The 23615-nt window shown below is 58.5% G+C and carries 15 protein-coding genes; 9 read left to right on the plus strand and 6 right to left on the minus strand.

Going from position 1 to position 23615, the window contains the following annotated elements:
• Positions 1–65 precede the first annotated feature (65 nt).
• Positions 66–1850, plus strand: coding sequence for a hypothetical protein (locus tag ACYZT9_RS19925; protein ID WP_462007059.1), 1785 nt, complete (start codon positions 66–68; stop codon positions 1848–1850).
• A 70-nt stretch (positions 1851–1920) separates the two neighbouring features.
• Here the strand turns inward: ACYZT9_RS19925 and ACYZT9_RS19930 are convergent, their stop codons facing one another.
• The 3 genes from ACYZT9_RS19930 to ACYZT9_RS19940 all read right to left on the minus strand — a co-directional run bounded on the left by ACYZT9_RS19930 (position 1921) and on the right by ACYZT9_RS19940 (position 10995).
• Complete coding sequence (locus ACYZT9_RS19930) at positions 1921–4098, minus strand: autotransporter outer membrane beta-barrel domain-containing protein (protein WP_462007060.1); 2178 nt, start codon at positions 4096–4098, stop codon at positions 1921–1923.
• Between the two features lie 319 nt (positions 4099–4417).
• Positions 4418–6388: a hypothetical protein gene (locus ACYZT9_RS19935; protein WP_462007061.1), complete on the minus strand. Its 1971-nt coding sequence runs from the start codon at positions 6386–6388 to the stop codon at positions 4418–4420.
• A gap of 269 nt (positions 6389–6657) precedes the next feature.
• Positions 6658–10995 carry a retention module-containing protein gene (locus tag ACYZT9_RS19940; protein ID WP_462007062.1) on the minus strand — a complete coding sequence of 1446 codons (4338 nt, stop codon included), beginning with the start codon at positions 10993–10995 and terminating at the stop codon, positions 6658–6660.
• A gap of 96 nt (positions 10996–11091) precedes the next feature.
• Between ACYZT9_RS19940 and ACYZT9_RS19945 the strand changes: the two genes are divergently transcribed.
• The 4 genes from ACYZT9_RS19945 to ACYZT9_RS19960 all read left to right on the plus strand — a co-directional run bounded on the left by ACYZT9_RS19945 (position 11092) and on the right by ACYZT9_RS19960 (position 16474).
• Entirely contained in the window at positions 11092–11466 is a 375-nt protein-coding gene (locus tag ACYZT9_RS19945; RefSeq protein WP_462007063.1) for a hypothetical protein, read from the plus strand.
• Between the two features lie 106 nt (positions 11467–11572).
• On the plus strand, positions 11573–12931 hold the full coding sequence (locus ACYZT9_RS19950) for a TolC family outer membrane protein (RefSeq protein WP_462007064.1): 1359 nt from the start codon (positions 11573–11575) through the stop codon (positions 12929–12931).
• Between the two features lie 18 nt (positions 12932–12949).
• Positions 12950–15109, plus strand: a complete 2160-nt coding sequence (locus ACYZT9_RS19955; RefSeq protein WP_462007065.1) for a type I secretion system permease/ATPase — start codon at positions 12950–12952, stop codon at positions 15107–15109.
• A gap of 9 nt (positions 15110–15118) precedes the next feature.
• Positions 15119–16474, plus strand: a complete 1356-nt coding sequence (locus ACYZT9_RS19960; protein WP_462007066.1) for an HlyD family type I secretion periplasmic adaptor subunit — start codon at positions 15119–15121, stop codon at positions 16472–16474.
• Positions 16475–16610: 136 nt separating this feature from the next.
• On the opposite strand, the gene ACYZT9_RS19965 is transcribed toward ACYZT9_RS19960, so the two are convergent.
• Together ACYZT9_RS19965 and ACYZT9_RS19970 are read right to left on the minus strand one after the other, a co-directional pair.
• Positions 16611–17207, minus strand: a complete 597-nt coding sequence (locus tag ACYZT9_RS19965; protein WP_462007067.1) for a tRNA-uridine aminocarboxypropyltransferase — start codon at positions 17205–17207, stop codon at positions 16611–16613.
• Positions 17208–17211: 4 nt separating this feature from the next.
• On the minus strand, positions 17212–18105 hold the full coding sequence (locus ACYZT9_RS19970; RefSeq protein WP_462007068.1) for a LysR family transcriptional regulator: 894 nt from the start codon (positions 18103–18105) through the stop codon (positions 17212–17214).
• Between the two features lie 352 nt (positions 18106–18457).
• Here ACYZT9_RS19970 and speB point away from each other — a divergent pair, with 352 nt between their 5' ends.
• The 4 genes from speB (at position 18458) to ACYZT9_RS19990 (ending at position 22950) form a co-directional block, all read left to right on the plus strand.
• A complete protein-coding gene (gene speB / locus ACYZT9_RS19975) occupies positions 18458–19408 on the plus strand; it encodes an agmatinase (RefSeq protein ID WP_462007069.1) in 951 nt (316 codons plus the stop codon).
• A gap of 9 nt (positions 19409–19417) precedes the next feature.
• Positions 19418–19840 (plus strand): YybH family protein, encoded by a 423-nt coding sequence (locus tag ACYZT9_RS19980; protein WP_462007070.1) that lies wholly within the window; start codon positions 19418–19420, stop codon positions 19838–19840.
• A gap of 54 nt (positions 19841–19894) precedes the next feature.
• Positions 19895–21406: a purine-cytosine permease family protein gene (locus ACYZT9_RS19985; RefSeq protein WP_462007071.1), complete on the plus strand. Its 1512-nt coding sequence runs from the start codon at positions 19895–19897 to the stop codon at positions 21404–21406.
• Positions 21407–21570: 164 nt separating this feature from the next.
• Entirely contained in the window at positions 21571–22950 is a 1380-nt protein-coding gene (locus ACYZT9_RS19990; protein ID WP_462007072.1) for a sodium:solute symporter family protein, read from the plus strand.
• 404 nt (positions 22951–23354) lie between these two features.
• On the opposite strand, the gene ACYZT9_RS19995 is transcribed toward ACYZT9_RS19990, so the two are convergent.
• A complete protein-coding gene (locus tag ACYZT9_RS19995) occupies positions 23355–23483 on the minus strand; it encodes a PA1414 family protein (RefSeq protein WP_007972508.1) in 129 nt (42 codons plus the stop codon).
• Between the last annotated feature and the right edge of the window lie 132 nt (positions 23484–23615).

Here is a 23615-nt window from a genome sequence, read left to right on the forward strand (position 1 = left end):
GTAGTCAATTCCCCGATTCGAGGCCTTAAATCACTCCGTCCCCTTGACCAACCGGAGTCATGATCATGACCGATTTTCCCTCGAATACTTCATCAAATACGTCCGAAGAGCTGCTTGACGAAAATCTCTTAACGATCTACAGAATCGTCGATCGTAATGGCTTGTCCGTTGTTAATAAGACTACCTACGAAACGGCCATTGAAGTTAGTGGCATCAACGCTGAACCGAAAAACAAAGTACGGATAATGAATGGTAATGAAGAGCTGGGCGAAGCGAACACCGACGATTTCGGCAATTTCAAAAGCCCACTGCTCGAATTGAAAAGCTACGATTGCTACAACGTGCGCGCCGTAGGCGCATGGCCTCCCAACCCTTCGTCACTGCCCAAAAGATTTACAGCGGCTACCGCGACGCCGATCATCAACGAAGTACTCAGTGACGGAAAGCCGATCGCTGACGGTGACATCATCCGTACTAACGCAGTCACCCTTCTCGGCAATGCCCCCCCGAACCAGAATGCCGAAGCGTTTAATGGTGATACTTCACTTAAAACGGAACCAGCCAACGCCTGCGGAAAATTCACTATTGAGCTGAAAGACCTGGAACCAGCAACCTACCGCATCAAGGTCAAGGTTCCCAACGGCAACGAGTCGAACGTTTTCAACTTTACTGTAGCTGGCGAAGAACTCCAGCCGGCAACCCTAGACAAGGTCACCGACCTTGCCGGCACCGAGATCCCGAAAAACTCCACGACCTCCGAAACCTCTCTGTTTGTCGAAGGGGAAGGTAAAAAAGGTGAGAAGGTAGAAATTTTCAACGGCCTCACCTCGTTGGGTGAAGCACCCGTTGATGCCACAACAGGTCGGTTCAAGTATGAGATTGGCCCGCTGGTCGATGGCGCCTACACCCTCACCGCCGTCGCAAAATGGGCAAATGGCGGTACCTCCGATCCGTACCCATTTACCGTGGCGGCTATCAAACTGGTTATCCTCGACAAGGTCACCGACCTTGACGGTACCGAGATCCCGAAAAACTCCACGACGTCCGAAACTTCCCTGTTTGTCGAAGGGGAAGGCAAAAAGGGTGAGAAGGTAGAAATTTTCAACGGCCTCACCTCGTTGGGAGAAGCACCCGTTGATGCCACAACAGGTCGGTTCAAGTATGAGATTGGCCCGCTGGTCGATGGCGCCTACACCCTCACCGCCGTCGCAAAATGGGCAAATGGCGGTACCTCCGATCCGTATCCATTTACCGTGGCGGCTATCAAACTGGTTATCCTCGACAAGGTCACCGACCTTGCCGGCACCGAGATCCCGAAAAACTCCACGACCTCCGAAACCTCTCTGTTTGTCGAAGGGGAAGGCAAAAAGGGTGAGAAGGTAGAAATTTTCAACGGCCTCACCTCGTTGGGAGAAGCACCCGTTGATGCCACAACAGGTCGGTTCAAGTATGAGATTGGCCCGCTGGTCGATGGCGCCTACACCCTCACCGCCGTCGCAAAATGGGCAAATGGCGGTACCTCCGATCCGTACCCATTTACCGTGGAAGCGGCCACCGCCGCACCCACAGAAACCCGCATTTATGATGTCGACGGGAATGTAATTCCTGATGGAGGAGACATAAACAAGAGCTGGTTTGTTGCCAGGGGCCTCCATACGCCGAATAGTGCGGTCAAGATCAAGGTCGACGGTGTTATCCAACCAGATTCAGAGTCCACCAACGATGAGGGTAAATGGGCCTTTTTCAAAAACAATCTGACCGTCGGGCGCACCTATGTAATTAGTGCCCTGACGCTAGATGAAAAGGCTGAGTCCGGTCCATGGAGTGTCAAAGCAGTCACCCCTGCCTAAGGCTAGAAAAACTTGTAATCGGCAGGACGAAAAAAAACCGCTAATAGCGGTTTTTTTACATCCCAAACATTTAAAACTGATAGCTCACACCAAATGTAGCCGCCACAGGCTGTTCGATATTTTTACCCTTGGCATAGTCAACACCGACACCAAGATGCAGCTCCTCAGACAACGAAACCGTCACCCCGGCACCGACTTCAAAACCGGTGCCCCTCAAGTTGTTATTGATCGGGTTCCCGTTGACCCACACGTTATCGTTCGATGCAAACTCATGGACCAACGCCATACGCCCGTATGGACGCACCTGAGTGTCGCCCAGGTTGATGCTTCGACCGGCCATGACGCCCAGTTTTGTCCGCAACGAATGCGTGCGATCACCTTCGGCTTCCATGTCATTGTCCAGACGATAGTTCTTGCCCTGAATCACTGCCGCGGATACCTGGGCAGAAGGTTTGGCGAACCAGCCATCCCCAAGGTCAATATTGCGGCCGCCTTCTACGATCGCACTCACTGCCGAATTGCTGTAATCGCCTTCCGCACGCTTGCCATCGCTCATCCTGACGTTGGATTCGTTGCGGAAATGGTTGAACTTCAGGGCGCCATCGACGTAGTAGCCAGTGTCCCGATTCAGCCAGCCGAAATAGGGGCCGAAGTAGAAGCTGTTAACCGTTGCCGAGGTGCCGCCACTGAGATGCAGATCGGACTTGCTGTAACCCGCCAGCACACCGACACTCCAAGGGCTGTCACCCAGCCGGGTATCAGCGCCCATGGTGAAACCCTGCTGCTGTTGACCGTAACCCACCCCCGACGAACCGTCGTCAACGTTCCATTTATTGCCATAAGACTGTACCCACAGGCCATGGCGCTTGTCGTCCGCCTGCAACTCGCCCATGCGGTTTTCCAGCGACTTCAACTCGCCATATGACACGGTAAGCGCTGTTCGAAACAGGGCAGCCACCGATTGCGCACCGGAAGTGAGCCGGGTGGTAGGGTTCAGGTAATACTCGGTGTCGCCGGTGGTATTGGTTCTTTCTTCCAGATCGTATTCAAATGTCCCCACGTCGACCCCGCCTCCCAACAATTTGAAATCTGCCTGGTTATTGACGATTTGCACCAGCGTCAATTGCTGGGGCGACTTCGCGTCCGTGCCCGAAGCGTTGACGGCCAATTCGTAGCTTCCGGTGGCCGTGCCGGCCTTCAACAAGTCGCTTTCACCGGTCTGGAAATTACCCTGCATGGCAATGATGCCGCTACCACTAAGCGTACCGACCTCAAGTTGACGATTCGCACGCTGCGCGCCAGGCGCACCGAAATTGACGAGGCCATCGTTCATCGACAAGTTATCGATGCTGTCATTGTCGACCATGGTCAGGCTCGACTGGTTGAGCGTCAGGTTGCTGTTATTCAAGCGCCCGGTGAACGATGAGCCATTGTTCAAGGTGACATTGGCGGTAGAGCCATCCTCGCGCAGGATGTCCCCTATCATCGAGGCCCCGTTAAACGAGAGGTCAACGGTGCTGTTCTGCAGCACTTGCACGTTGCCTTCCAGGGCACTGCCGACGACATTCATCGCCGCCGTGGACGCGCCCTGCACTTTCAACAGATTGCCATCGGCCGCGCGCAGAACGGAACTGTTCTGCACCTGAATCGTCGCGCCCTGAACGCCGCCTTCCACCAGGATCGCCGGCCCGCTGCGACCTTCTACGGTGGAGTTGTCCAGCAATAATGTATTGGTGCCTTGACCATTGCCGTCATTGGTCATTCGTACGCCAGCGCTGTCGCCGCTGATCAGCGTGCCTGCCAGTGCGCGCACATCACCGCCGCGACTGTCCAGGCCAACGCTGCCGGCATTGGTGCCTCGCAGTTCGCTGTTGCTCAGCGTCAATGTACTCAAACCCGTGACCAGCGCGCCGGTCTCACCGCCCAGGAACCGGCTATCGGTAGCCACGACCGTGGAGCCCTGCGTAGATGACGGTGGTCGAGCAACCCATAAAGCACGGGTGTCCGCCGTCACGGTGGCCCGTTGAATGGTGGCCTGGCTGTCAGACACCTGAATCCCATAGAAGCCGGAATTGCCATTGACGGTAGCACCATCGATGTTCAAGGTTGACCCGGTCTGAATGGTCAAGCTTTGGGTCGTTACTGCCCCTGCATTGAGTATGCTGCCATCTTGCACCAGGTAGTCACTGACCGCGTCAGCCGGATCGATTGTTCTGTTCTCGCCGGGACCAACAATGACTGCCGCCATTGTCGAGGGGCTTGCCAAAAAAAACGCCGGCAAGAGTGCCAGCACTTTGAACGTAGTTGCCGTCGCAGGTTTATGTGAGATTGGGTTGTCGAAATTCATGGGTCTGCCCTTCCATTTTCTTGTCTCCTGCAAGAAGCGGAGAACGTTGAGGGCTGCGGACGATACAGAGACCTCCTAAAAAAAAATGTAGGAATAATCTCTGAAAGCGTAGGAAAGCATCGATACAAAAAATCAATAAAAACAAAATGTATATCCGGCACCTCGACACCGGATATACATTTTGACTCAGCAAACAGACTTTTACATACTGACGCTCGATCTATACAGGAATAATCGGCTTAGTAACATCGCATGTCTCTGTGCCGTTATACGCACTGATTCGAACAACATCGCCATCTTTCGCGACGAACTCCCGATTGATAGTTACCTCATAGCTCACCCGACCATAACCATTGAGTGTCGCCAGCATATGGGTATAGGGCATATACCTTTCATAACCAGCAGCCGCCTCTGCTGGAGTCGGAGCATATGGTTCATCCTCCCACTCAGATCCGGGAATAGGAGTTCCAGGAGTGTTCGCAGCATATCCTTCATATTTCACTACAACGTCGTTGCCAGCCAGCCGTGTATCCGCAGGAATGTTAATAACCAACACTACCTCGCCATTGGGCAGCTTTCTCAACGAACTGCAATTCAAACCAATCAGCGGATTGGCATGCATGTATTTGAATCCGGCCGCAGCCAAGATGATTGGCTGTGTACTGACATCCGCATAATCCACTGTAGAAATCGCCTCATTAAAATTTACATCATGCGTTACAACTACTTGAAGCTGCGTAGTTTTATTATCCGGAATAGTTCCAAGAAAGGTCCAATCCATCGTAAATTCAGCGGGTTTTGTTTTATCGTCAGAGGCACTCGGATTAAAGATTCCGCCCGGCGGCGGCACTTCAATACCACCAATGTAAAATTGAGCCGAATCCCCTACTTTGAAAAGAGGATGATAGGGTATAAACCCTTTAACAACCCCACCATTTTGCTTGTCGGCCGCCGTCAGCTTATTGGCTTCGGAGACCGGTCCCTTAATCCATGGGAGAAGCATAGTCTTGTCCGGGGGATTGGCATCAGCAGGATCAAACGGTGCACACGGTTTTCGGGTGTCCAGCGAATAGTTGGTGACGATAGGTTGAGCTGGATAGAAAAAGATGCCGCGTTTAACTCTATAGCCCAGCTCCAGGTCATTTCTGAAATGCCCCTTTGCAACAAGGGCGTGATTATCGAGATCATGCAGGAACGGAATTTGGGTTATAGGTTTTTCGGGCTGCTCTACTCCATCAATGGTATAAACAATTTTATCCAATGAACTATTAAAATTTGGAATCTGATTTTTAAGACCCGCCCCCAATCCATCAATCAATTCTTGAACCCCAATCATATCAAGCGCAGGGTCTGGAATTTGGGGAACGTTCAAAGGTTCCGCTACAATCGGCTTAAGATCTTTAAACACATACAATACTTTTTCTGCAGATGGCAAGGACGGAACACCTGGATAACTCCTAGCCTCACAGAAAACAATATATCTTCCATCAAAACCAACTACATGGCGGGCCTCCAGGGAGAACTCTATTGGCCTACCTAAATTGGACGCATCTATCGTTATACTTCCGACCTCTTGCTTTGTGTTTTTATCACGACCGATATAGCACTTGATCTCATCCCCAAGTCTCTGATTCGACCAGACCGCATACGTCAGCTTAACAGTCTTGCCTCCGACAAAGTCATCAGGATCCAAACCTTCATCAATTGCGGATTGCGGTGGTTCTACTGACTTGTCGAGTAAGGGCGGAACGGGATCGACCTCGTATCGGAATGTCCCTACGTTCGCAGGGTTACCCTGAAACTCGAAGGCAAAACTAATTGTGCGCATACCGGGGAGATCTTTACTCGCCAACCGGAGGGTCATGGGAATAGGAGGAAGGGGGTCAAGAGGTGTTACCCCTTCATATTTGGATGTTGCATCCGGGGAGCCATCTACCGTCAGAAATGCTTCGACAAAACTCGGTGTCGTGTCCGCCTGCCCATCAAATACCGGAAGCATAAATACCAGCGATTTATTGAAATAAGAATAAGGAAGATACGAAGGGCCGCCTGCTACCAAAGGATCTAAAAAAGGGTTAGCGGCACCGGGCGTGGGAGCCGCCATATCAATAACACGTATGCTTTGTCGATAGGCCAGGTACTGCTCTCTTTTTTTTCTGGCGCTAACAGGAAAGCCTTGTTTGATAGACATTTTAATACTCCTTTGATGTTGGGCCTTATCGCCCTAACGCTAGGTTTTCCAATGTCCCGCGAAGAGAACCGACACTGATCACTCGCCTTACATTGATGTTTGTTTGACTCGTCTCGATGTCTTGATTTAAAGGCAGTCACGAAAGACTGGCTACTGTCAGAAATCACAGGTTTTGCTACCGCTGGTCGGACACTTCCCTAAACTACACACAACAAAAAACCCGCCACCCCTTACTCAGGGATGGCGGGTTTTGTCGTTTAAGTTTCAGATCACACGGTATCCACCTTCAACGAATGATCATTCAACATCCCGTTGATGATGGTCGCCGTGTCCGCCCCGGCAATCACCCCGCCCGCCCCCGGCGTCACGCCGTAATGACTGGCAAGGTTCACACCCGCCAGATCGATGGTCTGGTTCGGCGCGGCGCCGGCCATGCCGCTGACGTCGATGCTGGTAACCAGTGAATCGCCGCTGCCGGCGACTGTGAAGTGCAGGTAGTCATCCAACGACGCGGCGGTGCCATTCTCGCCTTGCAGCAGTTGCGACAAATCGAGTTTATCCGTGCCCGGGGTGAAGTCGGTGACCACGTCGTGGCCGCTGTTGTCTTTGAGCCACTGGAAGGTGTCCGCGCCGGTACCACCGGTGAGGGTGTTGTTGCCGAGGCCGCCGATGAGCAAGTCGTTACCGAGGCCGCCGGTGATGATGTTGTTGTGGGTGTCGCCGGTGAGCTTGTCGTCGAAGTCGGAGCCGATGAGGTTTTCGATCGCAGTTAGAGTATCGGTGCCAGCGCCCACAGTGTTTTGCCCGCCGAGCAGGCTCAGGTCGACCTTGACCCCGGCAGTGGCGTGGGCGTAGCTCGCGGTGTCGATGCCGGTGCCGCCGTCAAGCAGGTCGTTGCCCGCGCCGCCGTAGAGCAAGTCATTGCCCGCGCCGCCGTGCAGTTCGTTGTTGCCGGTACCGGCGGTGAGCACATCGTTGCCGTCGCCGGCATTGATCACGTTGCCGCCGGTGCCCGCCACCAGCACGTCGTCGCCCGCCGTGCCGGTGAGGGTGTGGCCGTCCTGATAGGTGATGGTCACGCCGGCGCTGTCACTGCCCCCATGGTGGTCGTTGGCGGTGTAGGTGCCGTGGTAGTTCGGGGTGGTGTTGTGGGCGCCGGAGTAGTCGACGGTCAGGGTCATCTGGTAGTTTTCCGCGCCCTTGCCGCTGTTGCCCGGCCCGCCATTGCCGATGTTGGTGATGTGGATCTGGTAGATACCGTCCGACGCGGCGGTGATGGTCTGGCCATCGCCGATGGCAATGAACGGGCCGCCGTTGACTGAATATTCCATGGTGACGTGACCGGCCGCCAGGTTGTGGTCCAGGTTGAGGGTTTCACCCTGTTTGAGGGTGACGGTGATGCGGTCCTCGTCTTTGGCGTTGCTGTGAGTGACGGCGCCCAGCGCTCCGCTGACCACCAGCACCGCAGTCATGGCGGCAGTGTTGGCGACGAAGGCGCTGCGCGCGATGGTCACGGATTGGGCATTGCTGCCGGTGAAACTGTAGTTCTGGTTGCTGCCAGTGAAGTCTGCGCCTTTGGCGATCCAGCTGGTGTTGAAGCTGGTTGGCGAGGTGGTCAACGGGTCGCCGTTGGCGTCGGTGTCGTTGGCCAACAGCGCTTCGACCGGCACTGCGACAGTGCCCGACAGAATGTTGGTGATGACATGATCATCGACGGCCACCGGTGGCGCGTTCGGAGTGACCTTGACCAGGTCGCCGTCGTTGTCACTGACGGCCCTGATGCAGCTGTTGATGACATCGATGGTGATGGTGGTGGTGCTCTCGTCCCCGTCGGCATCGCGCAAGGTATAGGTGAAGGTGTCGCTCGCGCCCGGGCCGCTGACCGCGTTCGGGTTGCTGTGGTATTCGGCGTTGCCTTGGGCATCCAGGGTCAGGTAGCCGTAGGTGCCGTTGATCTGGGTGTTGAGGTTGCAATGGACCGGGGTTGAAGTGTCCGAGCCGGCGCGCACGCCGACCACGCCACCACCAAGCGCGGGACCATCGGCGCCGGTCACGTCGTTCAACAGCACGTTGCCGCTGATGATGCCGCCTTCGGCGACGGAGGCCAGTTCGGGGTTAGCGGTGGGCAGGTCATCGACGATGTTCACCACAAGGGTGCTGGTGACGCTGTTGCCCACGGCATCGGTGGCCTGATAGGTGAAGGTTTCGCTCAAGGTATTGGCGCCGTCATTCGCCTGCGGCGTGGTGCCGGCCGGCGAAGTCAGGGTGTAGGTGTACGTGCCGTTGGGGTTGAGCAGGATCTGCCCGTAGGTTCCGGTGGCGCTACCGACCAGCGCATAAGTGACCACACCGACCGCGCCGGTGACCGAGCCGACCAGGGTGCCGGAGGCCGTCTCGCCGGTACTGCCCGGTTGGCTGCCGACGACCGTGCCGGGCGCCAGGTCCTGACCATCCTTGTTCAGGTCGAGGGCTTTCTCAAAAACGCTGGCATCGTTGTCACTGACCGCCCTGATGCAGCTGTTAATGACATCGATGGTGATGGTGGTGGTACTCTCGTCACCGTCGGCATCGCGCAAGGTATAGGTGAAGGTGTCGCTCGCGCCCGGGCCGCTGACCGCGTTCGGGTTGCTGTGGTATTCGGCGTTGCCTTGGGCATCCAGGGTCAGGTAGCCGTAGGTGCCGTTGATCTGGGTGTTGAGGTTGCAATGGACCGGGGTTGAAGTATCCGAGCCGGCGCGCACGCCGACCACGCCACCACCAAGCGCGGGACCATCGGCGCCGGTCACGTCGTTCAACAGCACGTTGCCGCTGATGATGCCGCCTTCGGCGACGGAGGCCAGTTCGGGGTTAGCGGTGGGCAGGTCATCGACGATGTTCACCACAAGGGTGCTGGTGACGCTGTTGCCCACGGCATCGGTGGCCTGATAGGTGAAGGTTTCGCTCAAGGTATTGGCGCCGTCATTCGCCTGCGGCGTGGTGCCGGCCGGCGAAGTCAGGGTGTAGGTGTACGTGCCGTTGGGGTTGAGCAGGATCTGCCCGTAGGTTCCGGTGGCGCTACCGACCAGCGCATAAGTGACCACACCGACCGCGCCGCTGACCGAGCCGACCAGGGTGCCGGAGGCCGTCTCGCCGGTACTGCCCGGTTGGCTGCCGACGACCGTGCCGGGCGCCAGGTCCTGACCATCCTTGTTCAGGTCGAGGGCTTTCTCAAAAACGCTGGCATCGTTGTCACTGACCGCCCTGATGCAGCTGTTAATGACATCGATGGTGATGGTGGTGGTGCTCTCGTCACCGTCGGCATCGCGCAAGGTATAGGTGAACGTGTCGCTCGCGCCCGGACCACTGACCGCGTTCGGGTTGCTGTGGTATTCGGCGTTGCCTTGGGCATCGAGGGTCAGGTAGCCGTAGGCGCCGTTGATCTGGGTGTTGAGGCCGCCGCTGACTGGGGACGAAGTATCCGAGCCGGCGCGCACGCCGACCACGCCACCGCCGAGCGCAGGACCATCGGCGCCGGTCACGTCGTTCAACAGCACGTTACCGCTGATGATGCCGCCTTCGGCGACGGAGGCCAGTTCGGGGTTAGCGGTCGGCAGGTCATCGACGATGGTGACGTTGATCTGACCGGTCGCGGTGCTGCCATCGACATCCTTGGCCACCACCTCGAAATTCTCGGAGATGTCGTTGGCACCGCCGGCATTCGGGTGATCACTGTCGGAATTGAGGGTGTAGCTGTAGGACACCACGCCGGTGGCTGGGTTGTAACCGGTGACGGTGAATGTCGCGCCGGTGTTGGTCACGGAGGTTTGCGGGAAGCCCGCCGCCACGCCCGCGGTGACGATGGCGATGCCGCCCACGGTCAGGGTTTGCAAACCATCCGGCGCGCCGACGGTGAAGGTACCGGTTTGGGTCAGGGCGGGTGCGTCAGGGTCGGTGCCGTAGCTGAGGTTTTTTTCGTAGACGGTAATCTCGCCGCCAACTACGTCGAGGCCGTTGAGGGTGACAGGACGGTCCGGGGTATCCGGAACACTCGGCGTATCAGGAATGATCGGCGTATCAGCCGCAATCGGCGCAGCGGCCGCGTTACCGCCGTTATCCGGATCACCCGCCAGACGCTCCAGGGGTAATTCAGGAATACCGTTGAAGCCGGCGGTAGGGAAACCGATGGTTGGATCGACCCGCCCGGCCACTTCTTCCAGCAGCACAAAACTGTGGCCGCCCCCCAATGCACCACCGGGTGCGCTCGGGGAACCCGGCCCCGCTGCCGTGGCTTCCGCCGCCTGAGTCGGGTCATCACCCGCCGCGATTGCTTTTTGCAGTCGTTCGACGTCGGTCAGTTGCGCCTGAGTCGGCGTGGTCGCTTCAGGGGCTTCCACATGGGAAGCCTGGTGATCCAGCAATTGGGAATTCATTGGCAGGCTGCTGCCACGCCCAAGGGTCAGTTCCTGGCCATTTTGCAGGTGCACCGCAACCGCGCCTTCGTTACCTGTGACCAGTTGATCGCCAACGAACAGCCTGTCCCCTTCGATCAAGGCACGCCGGGTGCCGTCGCTCGCTTCAGCGAACACCTGACCAATGACCTTACTGACGATACCGATGAGCGTAGCCATGTGCATTTCCTCCGCTGCCGACCGCTGTCGGCATCCTGTTGATTGCGAAGAACGTGCTCATAGCGTGAACGGGTGACCGGCGGATCGTCTTCGGCAGTGGCTTGTCTGAACAAGCCGCTGCCCTGGCAACTTTTTCGCCAAGCGCTTCGCTCTTGGGCGAGGTGGTCCGATTCGGCATTAACCCAATGCAATCAATTACATCGGGATCCGGTTGCGAAACAACCTCACCTGCGAGCTATGCGTAACGGTTCTGAACCAGCAAGTGACAAAAAACCGTCACCTGAAAAACCGCTGCGCGTCCCTCCCCTCCAGCACTTCCTCGGCTACAACGATAAATGGATTGAACGTTTACCGGCCCTCAAGAAGCTCCCTAAAGCTAGTAAATCAGGGGCTTTCGGAATGAACAATGTGCTGGATTTTGCAGCGCGCATAAGTTTTTTTCGGCATTGGAGTTATGAGAAAACCTTCTAAGGTTGCTTTGAGAATGTTCTTAGCTCTTATGAAAAGGTTTCGCCTATAAATGTCGTCAACTATTTGGCGGCTAATAGCACCATCAGGATTTCAGGGAGATGCATCCATGCGCCGATTGACCCCACTTTGCAGCGCAATTTTACTGGCCATGGCCTGCACTTCTCAGGCTCACGCCATGTCTCTGACCGAGGCGATCCAGAGCACCATAACCACCCACCCGGAACTCGCGTCGCGGGTCGATAGCCGCCTGTCTGCGGATGAAGACGTGAAAGTCGCCAGGGGTGGCTTCTATCCATCCGTTGATTTGAATGCCGCGTACGGGCGCGGGTACAGCGACAACACCAACACCCGGGCCCTGGGCAATCACAATACTGAAATCCTGACCTATACCCAGTCGGAACTGCGCCTGCGGCAGATGCTCTTCGATGGTTTCAACACATCGAACGAAGTCGAGCGCACCGAAGGCGTGGTCAACTCCCGGGCCTATTACGCCCAGGGCACCGCTCAGGACCTGGCCCTGCGCACCATCGAGGTTTACCTCGAAGTGCTCAAGCGCCGCGAACTGGTGACCCTGGCCAAGAACAACCTGCAGTCACACATGAGGGTCAACGACCAGATCGGCCTGCGCACCCAGCGCGGCATCGGCAGTAACGCCGACGCCGATCAGTCCGTGGCACGGCGGGCACTCGCGGAGAACAACCTCGATACCGCCGAAGTCGATCTGGCCGATGCCGAAGCGAATTTCTCCGCCGTGACCGGGCGCATACCCGATGAACTGGAAGCGCCAGCGTCGATTCGCGGAGAGTTGCCCCCGTCCATTCAAGACGCCCAACAGAGCATGGTCGACAACAACCCGTACCTGAAATCCGCCCAGGCCGACGTGCAATCGGCCGAGAGCCAGTACGAAGTCTCCAAGTCACCGTTCTACCCGCGTTTCGACGCTGAGGCGGCGGTGGGCGCGGACAACAACGTGGCGGGTGAAAAAGGCCACGACAACGAATGGCGCGTCGGCATCGTGATGAACTACAACCTGTTTCGCGGCGGCAGCGACAAGGCGCGGCTGGCGTCCAATGCACACAAAATCAATCAGGCCATGGACATCCGCAATAACGCCCTGCGCCAGCTCAACGAAAACATCCGCCTGGCCTGGAACGCCATGCTCAACGCCAGGAAGCAAACGCCGACTGCCCGCGAATACGCGGAAACCACCACCCGTGTACGAGCGGCCTATCAGGACCAGTTCGGCCTCGGCCAGCGGACCCTGCTCGACGTGCTCGACAGTGAAAACGAGCTCTACAACGCCAACCGTCGCTACACCGAAGTGCGCTACACCGAGGAATACTCGATGTACCGCGTGCTGGCGAACATGGGGAAGTTGCTGAGTCAACAACGCGTGGTGCTGCCTGCCGATGCGATCGCCCGGACCGAAGTGAAAAACGAAGCCCGTTTGCCTGAATTGAAGTAGTGCAATGGAGTGTTCAATGTGACCAGCATGGAACTCGGCAACATCGGTGTCGATCCGCGGCTGAGCTTCGATGACCCGCTTCTGGATGGCCTGCTGATCCTCTGCAAACTCCACGGCGCCACGGTCAGTCGCGCCAGCCTGAGTGCCGGGCTGCCAATGGCACACCAACGCCTGAGCCTGGACCTGCTGCCACGCGCAGCAGCCCGGGCCAGTTTGCAGGCGCGACTCTTGCGCCGGGACCTGGCCGACATTTCCGCGCTCAACCTTCCCGTGATGCTGATCCTAAACAACGGCCGCACCGCCGTCCTGCGCCGCTTCGGCGACGACGGCCGCTTGCTGATTCTGCCGAGCGAAGCCGATGGTGGCGAGCAATGGGTCGGTCGCGAAGAACTCACCGAAAACTACAGCGGCCAGGCGTTGTTCGCCCGGCCACGGCATGAACTCGAAGACCTGCGCTCGCCGCTGGTGCCGCGAGTGGAGGCGTGGTTTCGCGACACGTTAAAGCTGTCGAAATGGCTGTACAGCGATGCGATCCTGGCGAGCTTCCTGATCAATCTGCTGGGGCTGATGGTGCCGCTGTTCGTCATGCAGACTTACGACCGGGTGGTGCCGAATCAGGCGACTTCCACCTTATGGGTGCTGTCCATCGGCTTGCTGATTGGAACCGTTTTCGAGCTGGCGCTTCGGGTAGTGCGCGCGCATTTGCTGGACACCGCTGGCAAGAAAACCGACGTGATTCTTTCGGCGACACTGTTCGAACGCATCACCGGCATGTCGATGAAAGCGCGCCCGGCGACCATCGGCGGTTTTGCCCAGAGCATTCATGACTTTCAGGGCCTGCGCGAATTCCTCACCGCCGTCACACTGACCAGCCTGATCGACCTGCCCTTCGCCGTGCTGATGCTGGTGGTAATCGGCCTGCTCGGTGGCTGGCTGGTGGTGATTCCATTGCTGGCGTTTCCGATCACCATCCTGTTCGCGATGGTGATTCAGGCGCGCCTGCGCGACACCGTACAAAAGAGCCTGACCCTCGGCGCCGAACGCCAGGCCTTGCTGATCGAAACCCTCGGCGGCCTGGAAACCCTCAAGGCCTGCAGCGCCGAAAGCGAGCGCCAGCACAAATGGGAAAGCACCCACGGCGCCCTCACCCGCCTCGACAGCCACGCGCGTAATCTCTCGGCGCTGGCTACCAACGGCACGCTGTTCATCCAGCAGTTCTCCGGGATGGCAACCATTGTGGCCGGGGTCTACAGCATCATCGCCGGCAACCTCAGCGTCGGCGCGCTGGTAGCGACCTATATGCTCGGCAGTCGGGTACTCGCGCCGCTGGGGCAGATCGCCGGGCTGATCACCCGTTATCAGCAAGCGCAACTGACCATGAAAAGCACCGACGCATTGATGGGTCTGCCCCAAGAGCGCGACGCTAAACAGCGGCCTCTGGAGCGCACGCAACTGCAAGGCGCCCTCGATGTCAGCGGCGTGACCTTTCACTACAACGGGCAGAACGCACCGGCGCTGGCCAACATCAGTTTCAGCCTGAAACCCGGTGAACGGGTCGGCATCATCGGGCGCAGCGGCTCGGGCAAAAGCACCCTGGGGCGACTGGTAATGGGCTTCTACGAACCCGAAGAAGGCCAGTTGCTGCTCGATGGCCTGGACCTGCGGCAACTGGACGTCGCCGACCTTCGCCAGCAGATTGGTTACGTCGCCCATGACCTGCCCCTGCTGGCCGGCAGTCTGCGTGACAACCTGACCCTCGGCGCGCGTTACATCAGCGACTCACGGATGCTGGAAGTGGCGGAACTGACCGGCGTGACCGAGCTGGCGCGCCAACATCCACAAGGATTTGACCGGCCTGTCGGCGAACGCGGGCAGTTGCTGTCCGGCGGCCAACGTCAGGCGGTATTACTGGCGCGGGCGCTGTTGCTCGACCCGCCGATCATGCTGCTCGACGAACCCACCAGCGCCATGGACAACAGCAGCGAAGATGTCCTGCGGCAAAAACTCCACGGCTGGGTCCAGGGTAAAACCTTACTGCTGGTGACCCATCGCACTTCAATGCTCAGCCTGGTGGATCGGCTGGTGGTGCTGGACAACGGGCGGATCGTCGCCGATGGTCCGAAAGAAGCCGTCATCGATGCACTGCGCAAGGGCCGTGTCGGCTCTGCGGCCGTCTAGGAATACTCCATGGCATCTTCACAAGGCTCACGCGGCTACTTCGACAGCTTCAGCAAAAGCGCCGAAAGCGAGTTCATGCCCGACACCGCCGGCGCGTCCTTGCAGGATTCACCGCGCTGGTCGCGGATCACCGTGTGGCTCGCCGCTGCGTTGATCATCAGTGCCGTGGTCTGGGCTAAATTCGCCGTGTTGCAGGAAGTCACCACGGGTGAAGGCAAGGCGATTCCGTCGAGCAAGGTTCAGGTGATCCAGAACCTGGAAGGCGGCATCGTCACCGAGATTTTCGTACGCGAAGGGCAAATGGTGAACAAAGGCGACACCTTGCTGCGCCTGGATGACACGCGGTTTTTGTCGAACAAGGGTGAAAGCGAGGTCGATCGGTATGCCTTGACCGCCCAGGTCGAACGCCTGTCCGCCGAGGCCGAAGGGAGGCCGTTCAAGTTGTCGCCTGAGGTGATCGCCAAGGCGCCGCAAGTGGCCGAGGACGAACGCTCGCTGTACGAACAACGGCAACGTCGCCTGGCCAGCGAACAGCGCACGCTGACCGAACAACTGCGGCAGAAAACCCAGGAGCTGGCGGAGTTCCGCTCGAAACAGGGTCAATACAGTTCAAGCCTGGCGCTGCTGCAACAGGAGATGAACATGTCCGCGCCGCTGGTGGGCACCGGGGCGGTTTCGCCGGTGGAAATCCTGCGGCTCAAACGCAGCGCGGTGGAGATTCGCGGCTCACTGAACGCCACGACGCTGGCGATTCCTCGCGCTGAATCGGCGATCAACGAGATCAAAAGCAAGATCGACGAATCTGAACAATCCTTCCGCTCGGACGCGGCGAAAGAGCTCAATGAGAAACGCACCGACCTGTCGAAAATCACCGCGTCCAGTATCGCCATCGACGATCGCGTCAGCCGCACCACGGTGGTGTCGCCGGTGCACGGGATCATCAAAGTGCTGAAGGTCAACACCATCGGCGGCGTGGTTCAGCCGGGCAGCGACATGGTGGAAATCGTGCCCATCGAAGAGAACCTGCTGATCGAAGCCAAGGTGCGGCCACAGGACGTGGCGTTCCTGCATCCGGGGCAGAAAGCGATGGTCAAGTTCAGCGCCTACGATTACACGATCTACGGTGGCTTGAGCGCCAAGCTCGAGTTGATTGGCGCGGACACAATTACGGATGACAAGGGCAACAGTTTTTATCTGATTCAGGTACGGACCGATAAAAACCACTTGGGTGGGGATGTGAAACCACTGCTGATCATTCCGGGGATGGTGGCGACGGTGGATATCATTACCGGGGAGAAAAGTGTGCTGGATTACCTGTTGAAACCGGTGTTGAAAGCGCGGACCGAGGCGATGCGCGAGCGGTAATTTTCAGTGATTGTTCTACCGCTATCGCGAGCAAGCTCGCTCCCACATTGGAATTGTGGCGATCACAAATTTTGTGTGCAAAGGAAATCAACTGTGGGAGCGAGCTTGCTCGCGATGGGGCCCTCACTGGCATCAACTACTTCGGCCCATGATTGCGCAGGAAGGTCTCCTCCCCCATCGCCGCAATCTGCCCCTCGATCAACGCCTCGAACGGTTTCAACAACGGCTCGAAACTGACAGGGGCTTCCAGCGTCTGTAATGCCTGAACAATCGCCTCAACCGTCGACAATGCACCCGGCCCCGGTGCTTTGCGCAACCGATAACGCGACACACCACCCTCCGCCAGCGTCACCCTCGGCAACCCTGCCAGCAGTGGATTGAGGTGGAGCATTTTGCGCGCCTTGCGCCAAGTGCCGTCCGGAACCACCAGCAACAGCGGCTGATCATTCGCGGTGTACGCCTGCAACGGCTGCGCCTCCTCGCCAGGAAACAGCAACCGCGCCTGATAGCCCGGTTGATTCAACAATGTCGGCAAATTTTCGAACACCTCGCCCACAATCAGCTCGGCATTGTTCAATCCCAACGCCGCCAACCGGGCGGTGTTCAGCGCATGAGTCACTTCACTCGGATGCTGCAACAGCAACACCCGAGTGCGGCTGTCGAGGCTTGGGATCAGTGGGCACAGGCAGTGGGTCTGCGGCCGCAGGCAGCGGGTACATTGGATTCTGGACATGTTTTCAAGCCTGATTGAGCTGCGCTTTGAGCAGGTCGCGGAAGGTCTGGATCAGCGGTTCCCGGCTGCGGCCCCGGCGCACGATCATCGAGAACGGCGCCTGGTAACCGAAGGTCGCCGGTAGCAACACGCGCAAGTCACCCTTGTCCGCCCAAGCCTGGGCGTAGTGCTCCGGCAGATAACCGATGTAGGCACCGGACAGCACCAGAATCAGCTGCGCCTCCATACTTTCCACGGTCGCAGCGCTGTGCTTGAAACCGTGTCGCGCCAGTTCAGCCTGGCTCCAGTAACCGCGGCCGACCATGCGTTGCTGGGTGATCACTTGCTCGGGGATGCGCCGCTCGGTAAACAGCGGATGACGGCTACTGCAATACAACCAGTGTTGCTCGCGGTACAGCGGCATGTAGACCAGCCCGCTCATGCGCGTGGAAAACGCACCGATGGCCAGGTCGAGGCGGTTGTCCTGCACGCCGAGTTGCAGTTCGTACGGACTCATCACCGAGAGGTGCAAATGCACGGCCGGGTGTTCCTGACTGTAGGCGCCTATGGCCTCGGCGAACGGCAAGGCCTTGTCGCTGACGGTGGAGTCGATGACGCCGAGGTTCAGCGTGCCGCGCAACTCACCCTTCAGCGCCGCCGCGTATTGCTCGAAGCCTTCGAGTTCGCCGAGCAGGCGCAGGGTTTCCTGATGGAACAATTCGCCTTTGCTGGTCAGGCTGAAACCGCCACGACCACGATGGCAGAGCACAAGGCCAAGGGCTGCTTCGAGCTGGCTCATGTAAGTGCTGATCGCCGAGGTCGAGAGATTGAGCGCTTGCTGGGCGTTGGCAAACCCCTGATGACGGACCACGCTGACGAAGATGCGCAATAGTTTCAGGTCGGGTAAAGCGTTGGCCATGGGGGCTCCAGACTCAGTCAAATTTCAATCCTGTGGCGAGGGGATTTATCCCCGTTCGGCTGCCCAGCAGTCGCAAACCCGTTGTATGCGAAGTATCTGACACTCCGGTTTGCAGGGTTTGGGGCGGCTTCGCCACCCAACGGGGATAAATCCCCTCGCCACAAAGTCTTGCGGATATCGGAAGAGTCTATAGTCGCCGCCGGCATTAGTTTAGAAAAATCTGAACTAAGTATTTGCCCGTAGCGATTCTTCCCGGTCACTACATTTCGCAGAATCGGCCCCTAACGGTGCCCGAATCTCCCCGGACCGGCGCAACCGACATAACTAAAACAACGACGATGAGGCCCTACCCGTGGACAAGATTCTTCACCAACCACTGGGCGGCAACGAAATGCCGCGCTTCGGCGGCATCGCCACCATGATGCGACTTCCCCATTTGCCCACCGCCGCCGGCCTGGACGCTGCCTTCGTCGGCGTGCCTTTGGACATCGGAACCTCGCTGCGCCCCGGCACCCGCTTCGGGCCTCGCGAAATCCGCGCCGAATCGGTGATGATCCGCCCTTACAACATGGCCACCGGTGCCGCACCGTTCGACTCGCTGTCGGTTGCCGACATCGGCGATGTGGCGATCAACACCTTCAACCTGTTGGATGCCGTCCGGATCATCGAAGAATCCTACGACAACATCCTCGAACACGACGTGATCCCCCTGACCCTCGGCGGCGACCACACCATCACCCTGCCGATTCTGCGTGCCATCCATAAGAAGCACGGCAAGGTCGGCCTGGTGCATATCGACGCCCACGCCGATGTAAACGATCACATGTTTGGCGAGAAAATCGCCCACGGCACCACTTTCCGTCGCGCCGTCGAAGAAGGCCTTCTGGACCCGGATCGCGTCGTACAGATCGGTCTGCGCGCCCAAGGCTACACCGCGGACGACTTCAACTGGAGCCGTAACCAGGGCTTCCGAGTGGTTCAGGCCGAAGAGTGCTGGCACAAATCCCTGGCGCCGTTGATGGCCGAAGTTCGCGAGAAAGTCGGCGGCGGTCCGGTGTACCTGAGTTTCGACATCGACGGCATCGACCCGGCCTGGGCGCCTGGTACCGGCACGCCGGAAATCGGTGGTCTGACGACCATTCAGGCCATCGAGATCGTTCGCGGCTGCCAAGGCCTCGACCTGGTCGGTTGCGATCTGGTAGAAGTCTCTCCCGCTTATGACACCACCGGCAACACCTCGCTGCTGGCCGCCAACCTGCTGTACGAAATGCTCTGCGTACTGCCCGGGGTGGTCCATCGCTGAGGATCGGTCATGAACGAACGTGATCAGGTTTTGAAGACCGCCGCCGATCTGGTGTCTGCCTTCGCCCGTAACGATCGCGAAGCCTACTTCGGTGCCTTCAGCGCCGATGCCAGCTTCGTGTTCTACACCCTCGAACAGCCACTGCTGTCGCGTGATGCCTATCAGGCGTTGTGGGACACCTGGCGCTCGGAGGATGGCTTCGAAGTGCTGTCGTGCACGTCGAGCAACGCTGTCGTCAGCCTGCAGGGTGAATTCGCGATTTTCATCCATGACGTGGCCACCGAGCTACGCATGCAAGGGGAGCAACACTTCAGCCAGGAGCGCGAGACGATTGTTTTCAAGAAACAAACGTCTGGCCAAGAACAACAAGGCCTATGGCTGGCCTGCCACGAACATTTGTCCGCGATGCCGGAAGGGCTGCCACCCCCTTAGCCAAACAGGTGACGCTCACGCACGATGAGCGCGCCTTTATGATCGGAGCAGATCATGAATAACAACAACAACGACCAAAGCCTTACGCAGATTGAAACCCACGGGGTCGAACAGATCCCGGACAACGAACGCAGCGCAGGCCCGACGGATTTGTTCCGGATGATCTTCGGCGGTTCCAACACCTTTGCCACCGCCGTGCTCGGCAGTTTCCCGGTGCTGTTCGGCTTGTCTTTTCAGGCCGGCGTCTGGGCGATTGTGCTGGGCGTGTTGCTGGGTTCGCTGATCCTCGCGCCCATGGGCCTGTTCGGCCCGATCAATGGCACCAACAACGCCGTGTCTTCCGGAGCGCACTTCGGCGTGCACGGGCGGATCGTCGGTTCGTTCCTGTCGCTGTTGACCGCGATCGCCTTTTTCTCGCTCTCGGTGTGGAGTTCGGGTGATGCGCTGATCGGTGGGGCGAAACGCCTGATCGGTCTGCCGGAAACCGACCTGACCCTGGGCCTGGCCTACGGTCTGTTCGCGATTCTGGTGCTGACGGTCTGCATCTACGGGTTCCGATTCCTGTTGTGGGTCAACAAAATCGCGGTGTGGAGCGCCAGTCTGTTGTTCCTGCTGGGCATCTTCGCTTTCGCCGGTCCTTTCGATGTGAACTACGCAGGCACCGTCAGCATGGATCAACCGGGTTTCTGGGCAGCGTTTATCGGCGCGGCGCTGGTGGCGATGAGCAACCCGATTTCCTTCGGTGCGTTCCTCGGTGACTGGTCGCGCTACATCCCGCGTGAAACTTCCAAGCGCCGGATCATGGCCGCCGTGGTGATCTCGCAGATCGCAACGTTCATCCCGTTTCTGTTCGGCCTTGCCACCGCGACCATCGTAGCGATCAAGGCGCCGGACTACATCGCCGCCAACAACTACGTCGGCGGTCTGCTGGCCGTCTCGCCGAGCTGGTTCTTCCTGCCGGTCTGCCTGATCGCGGTGATCGGCGGCATGTCCACCGGCACCACCTCGCTGTATGGCACCGGGCTGGACATGTCCAGCGTGTTCCCGCGTGTGCTGTCGCGGGTCAAGGCCACCCTGTTGATCGGCGTAATGTCGATTGCCTTCATCTTCATCGGACGCTTTGCGGCGAACCTGGTGCAGAGCGTGTCGACCTTCGCCGTGCTGATCATCACCTGCACCACCCCGTGGATGGTGATCATGATCATCGGTCTGCTGGTGCGCCGCGGCTTCTACTGCCCGGATGACCTGCAAGTGTTCACCCGTGGCGAGAAAGGTGGTCGCTACTGGTTCACCCACGGCTGGAACTGGCGTGGGCTGGGTGCCTGGATCCCGAGTGCCTTGGTTGGTTTGTGCTTTGTAAACCTGCCGGGGCAATTCGTGGGTCCCTTGGGTGAGCTGGCGGGCGGCATCGACATCAGTTTGCCGGTCACGCTGGGTTTGGCGTCGCTGGTGTACCTGACGCTGCTGAGCCTTTTCCCTGAGCCGGCTGCTGTGTTTGGCCCGAATGATCCGCGTAACAAAAGCACAAGCGTGATACCGAAACCTGAACTGCGTCAGCCAGCCTGACGCTGGTTCACCAGTGAGAGCGGGCTTGCTCGCGAAGACGGCGGCACATTTAACATTAATGTGGCTGACACAACGCTTTCGCGAGCAAGCCCGCTCCCACCAAGCGCTGCACCACAGAACCATCTTTGTTTCATCATAAAAAAGACAATCGGAGACACGCCATCATGGCACTGGATTTATTCGTCGTTCTCATTTACGCCGCAGCGATGCTGGTACTCGGCTACTTTGGCATGCGCAAGGCCAAGACCAACGAAGACTACTTGGTCGCCGGTCGTAACCTCGGTCCGACCCTGTACATGGGCACCATGGCCGCCACCGTTCTGGGCGGCGCGTCCACGGTCGGCACCGTGCGCCTGGGCTACGTTCATGGCATTTCCGGTTTCTGGCTCTGCGCCGCACTGGGTTGCGGGATCGTGGCGCTGAACCTGTTCCTTGCCAAACCGCTGCTGAAACTGAAGATCTACACCGTTACCCAGGTGCTGGAAAAACGCTACAACCCTATGGCCCGCTCCGCGAGCGCGGCGATCATGCTGGCCTATGCGCTGATGATCGGCGTGACCTCGATCCTGGCAATCGGCACCGTGCTGGAAGTGCTGTTCGGCCTGCCGTTCTGGATCTCGGTACTGCTCGGAGGTGGCGTGGTGGTGGTCTACTCGGCCATTGGCGGGATGTGGTCGCTGACCCTGACCGACATCGTCCAGTTCGTGATCAAGACCGTTGGCCTGATGTTCATCCTGTTGCCGATCTGCCTGTACCGCGTTGGCGGCTGGGATGAGTTGGTGTTGAAACTGCCGGCAGCCGCCTTCAACTTCAGCACCATCGGCTGGGACACCATCATCACCTACTTCATGATCTACTTCTTCGGGATCCTGATCGGCCAGGACATCTGGCAGCGTGTGTTCACCGTCAAGACCGCCAAAGTCGCGCAGTACGCCGGTACGCTCGCCGGTCTCTACTGCATCCTCTACGGCCTGGCCTGCGCGCTGATCGGCATGGCCGCTCACGTGCTGATTCCGGACCTGGACAACGTCAACAACGCGTTCGCCGCCATCGTCAAACTGTCCCTGCCGGACGGCATCCGTGGTCTGGTGATCGCTGCCGCACTGGCTGCGATGATGTCCACCGCCAGCGCCGGTCTGCTCGCCGCGTCCACCACCCTGACCGAAGACCTGCTGCCGAAACTGCGCGGCGGTAAACAGTCTAGCCTGGGAATCAACCGCCTGTTCACCCTGCTGACCGGCTTCGTGGTGCTGGGTATCGCACTGGTCGTCAACGATGTGATCAGCGCGCTGACCCTGGCTTACAACCTGTTGGTGGGCGGCATGCTGATCCCGCTGATCGGCGCCATCTTCTGGAAACGCGCCACCACCGCCGGTGCCATCGCCAGCATGGGTCTGGGCTTTGCCACTGCGCTGGTGTTCATGATCAAGGACGGCATGGATGCCAACACGCCGATCTACTACAGCCTCGGCGTGGGCCTTGTGAGTTTTGTATTGGTGAGCTTGCTGTCCCGTCGCCCGGCGCCGGTGGCGAGCGCGATCTAAGCTTTTTATAACGACTTGATGCTTTCTTCGACGGGTGTGGCGTCGGTTGCCACACCCGTTTTTTTTCGTCTGGAAAAAGCCATTGACGGCCACGGGGATGATTGAAGATCTTTCGGTTGGAAGATGAACTGAGGTTGACGGCGTTTACGGCGGAGGAAGACCGAATGCTCAAGAGCGCCAGGTCGGCGAATGACTTGAGCCGGTTTTTGATGGAGATCGGGCGGCATCGAGAGTGCCAGACACTCTCGTGATCTAACGGTGGCCTTGTGGCGAGGGAGCTTGCTCCCGCTCGGCTGCGTAGCAGTCGCATCCTGCCCGGTGTTCTGCCTGTGACTACAAAGGGGCGCTACGCGCCCCAGCGGGAGCAAGCTCCCTCGCCACAGGTGATTTGCCAGTGAGCCTTGTTACCGCCGGCGCTGCTGGCGGCGACGCTGTTCGTCGTCAGTGCGAACAGGTACAGGTTGCAGAGGCGGTTCGATCAAACCGAGTGCGACACCCAGGTCGTGCAGCCAGTTTTGGATTTTCTCTTTCATGGTGCCCCCTTCAGGGTAGTGCCGAGCGGCTGGAATTCTGTAGCCCCTTCGCACTGATAATAGTCCGAAGTCCTACGCAATGCTCGGCAAAATCCGCAATGATCTGTTACTGAATCGATCCAGATACCTGAC

Source organism: Pseudomonas sp. ZT5P21, assembly GCF_054897785.1.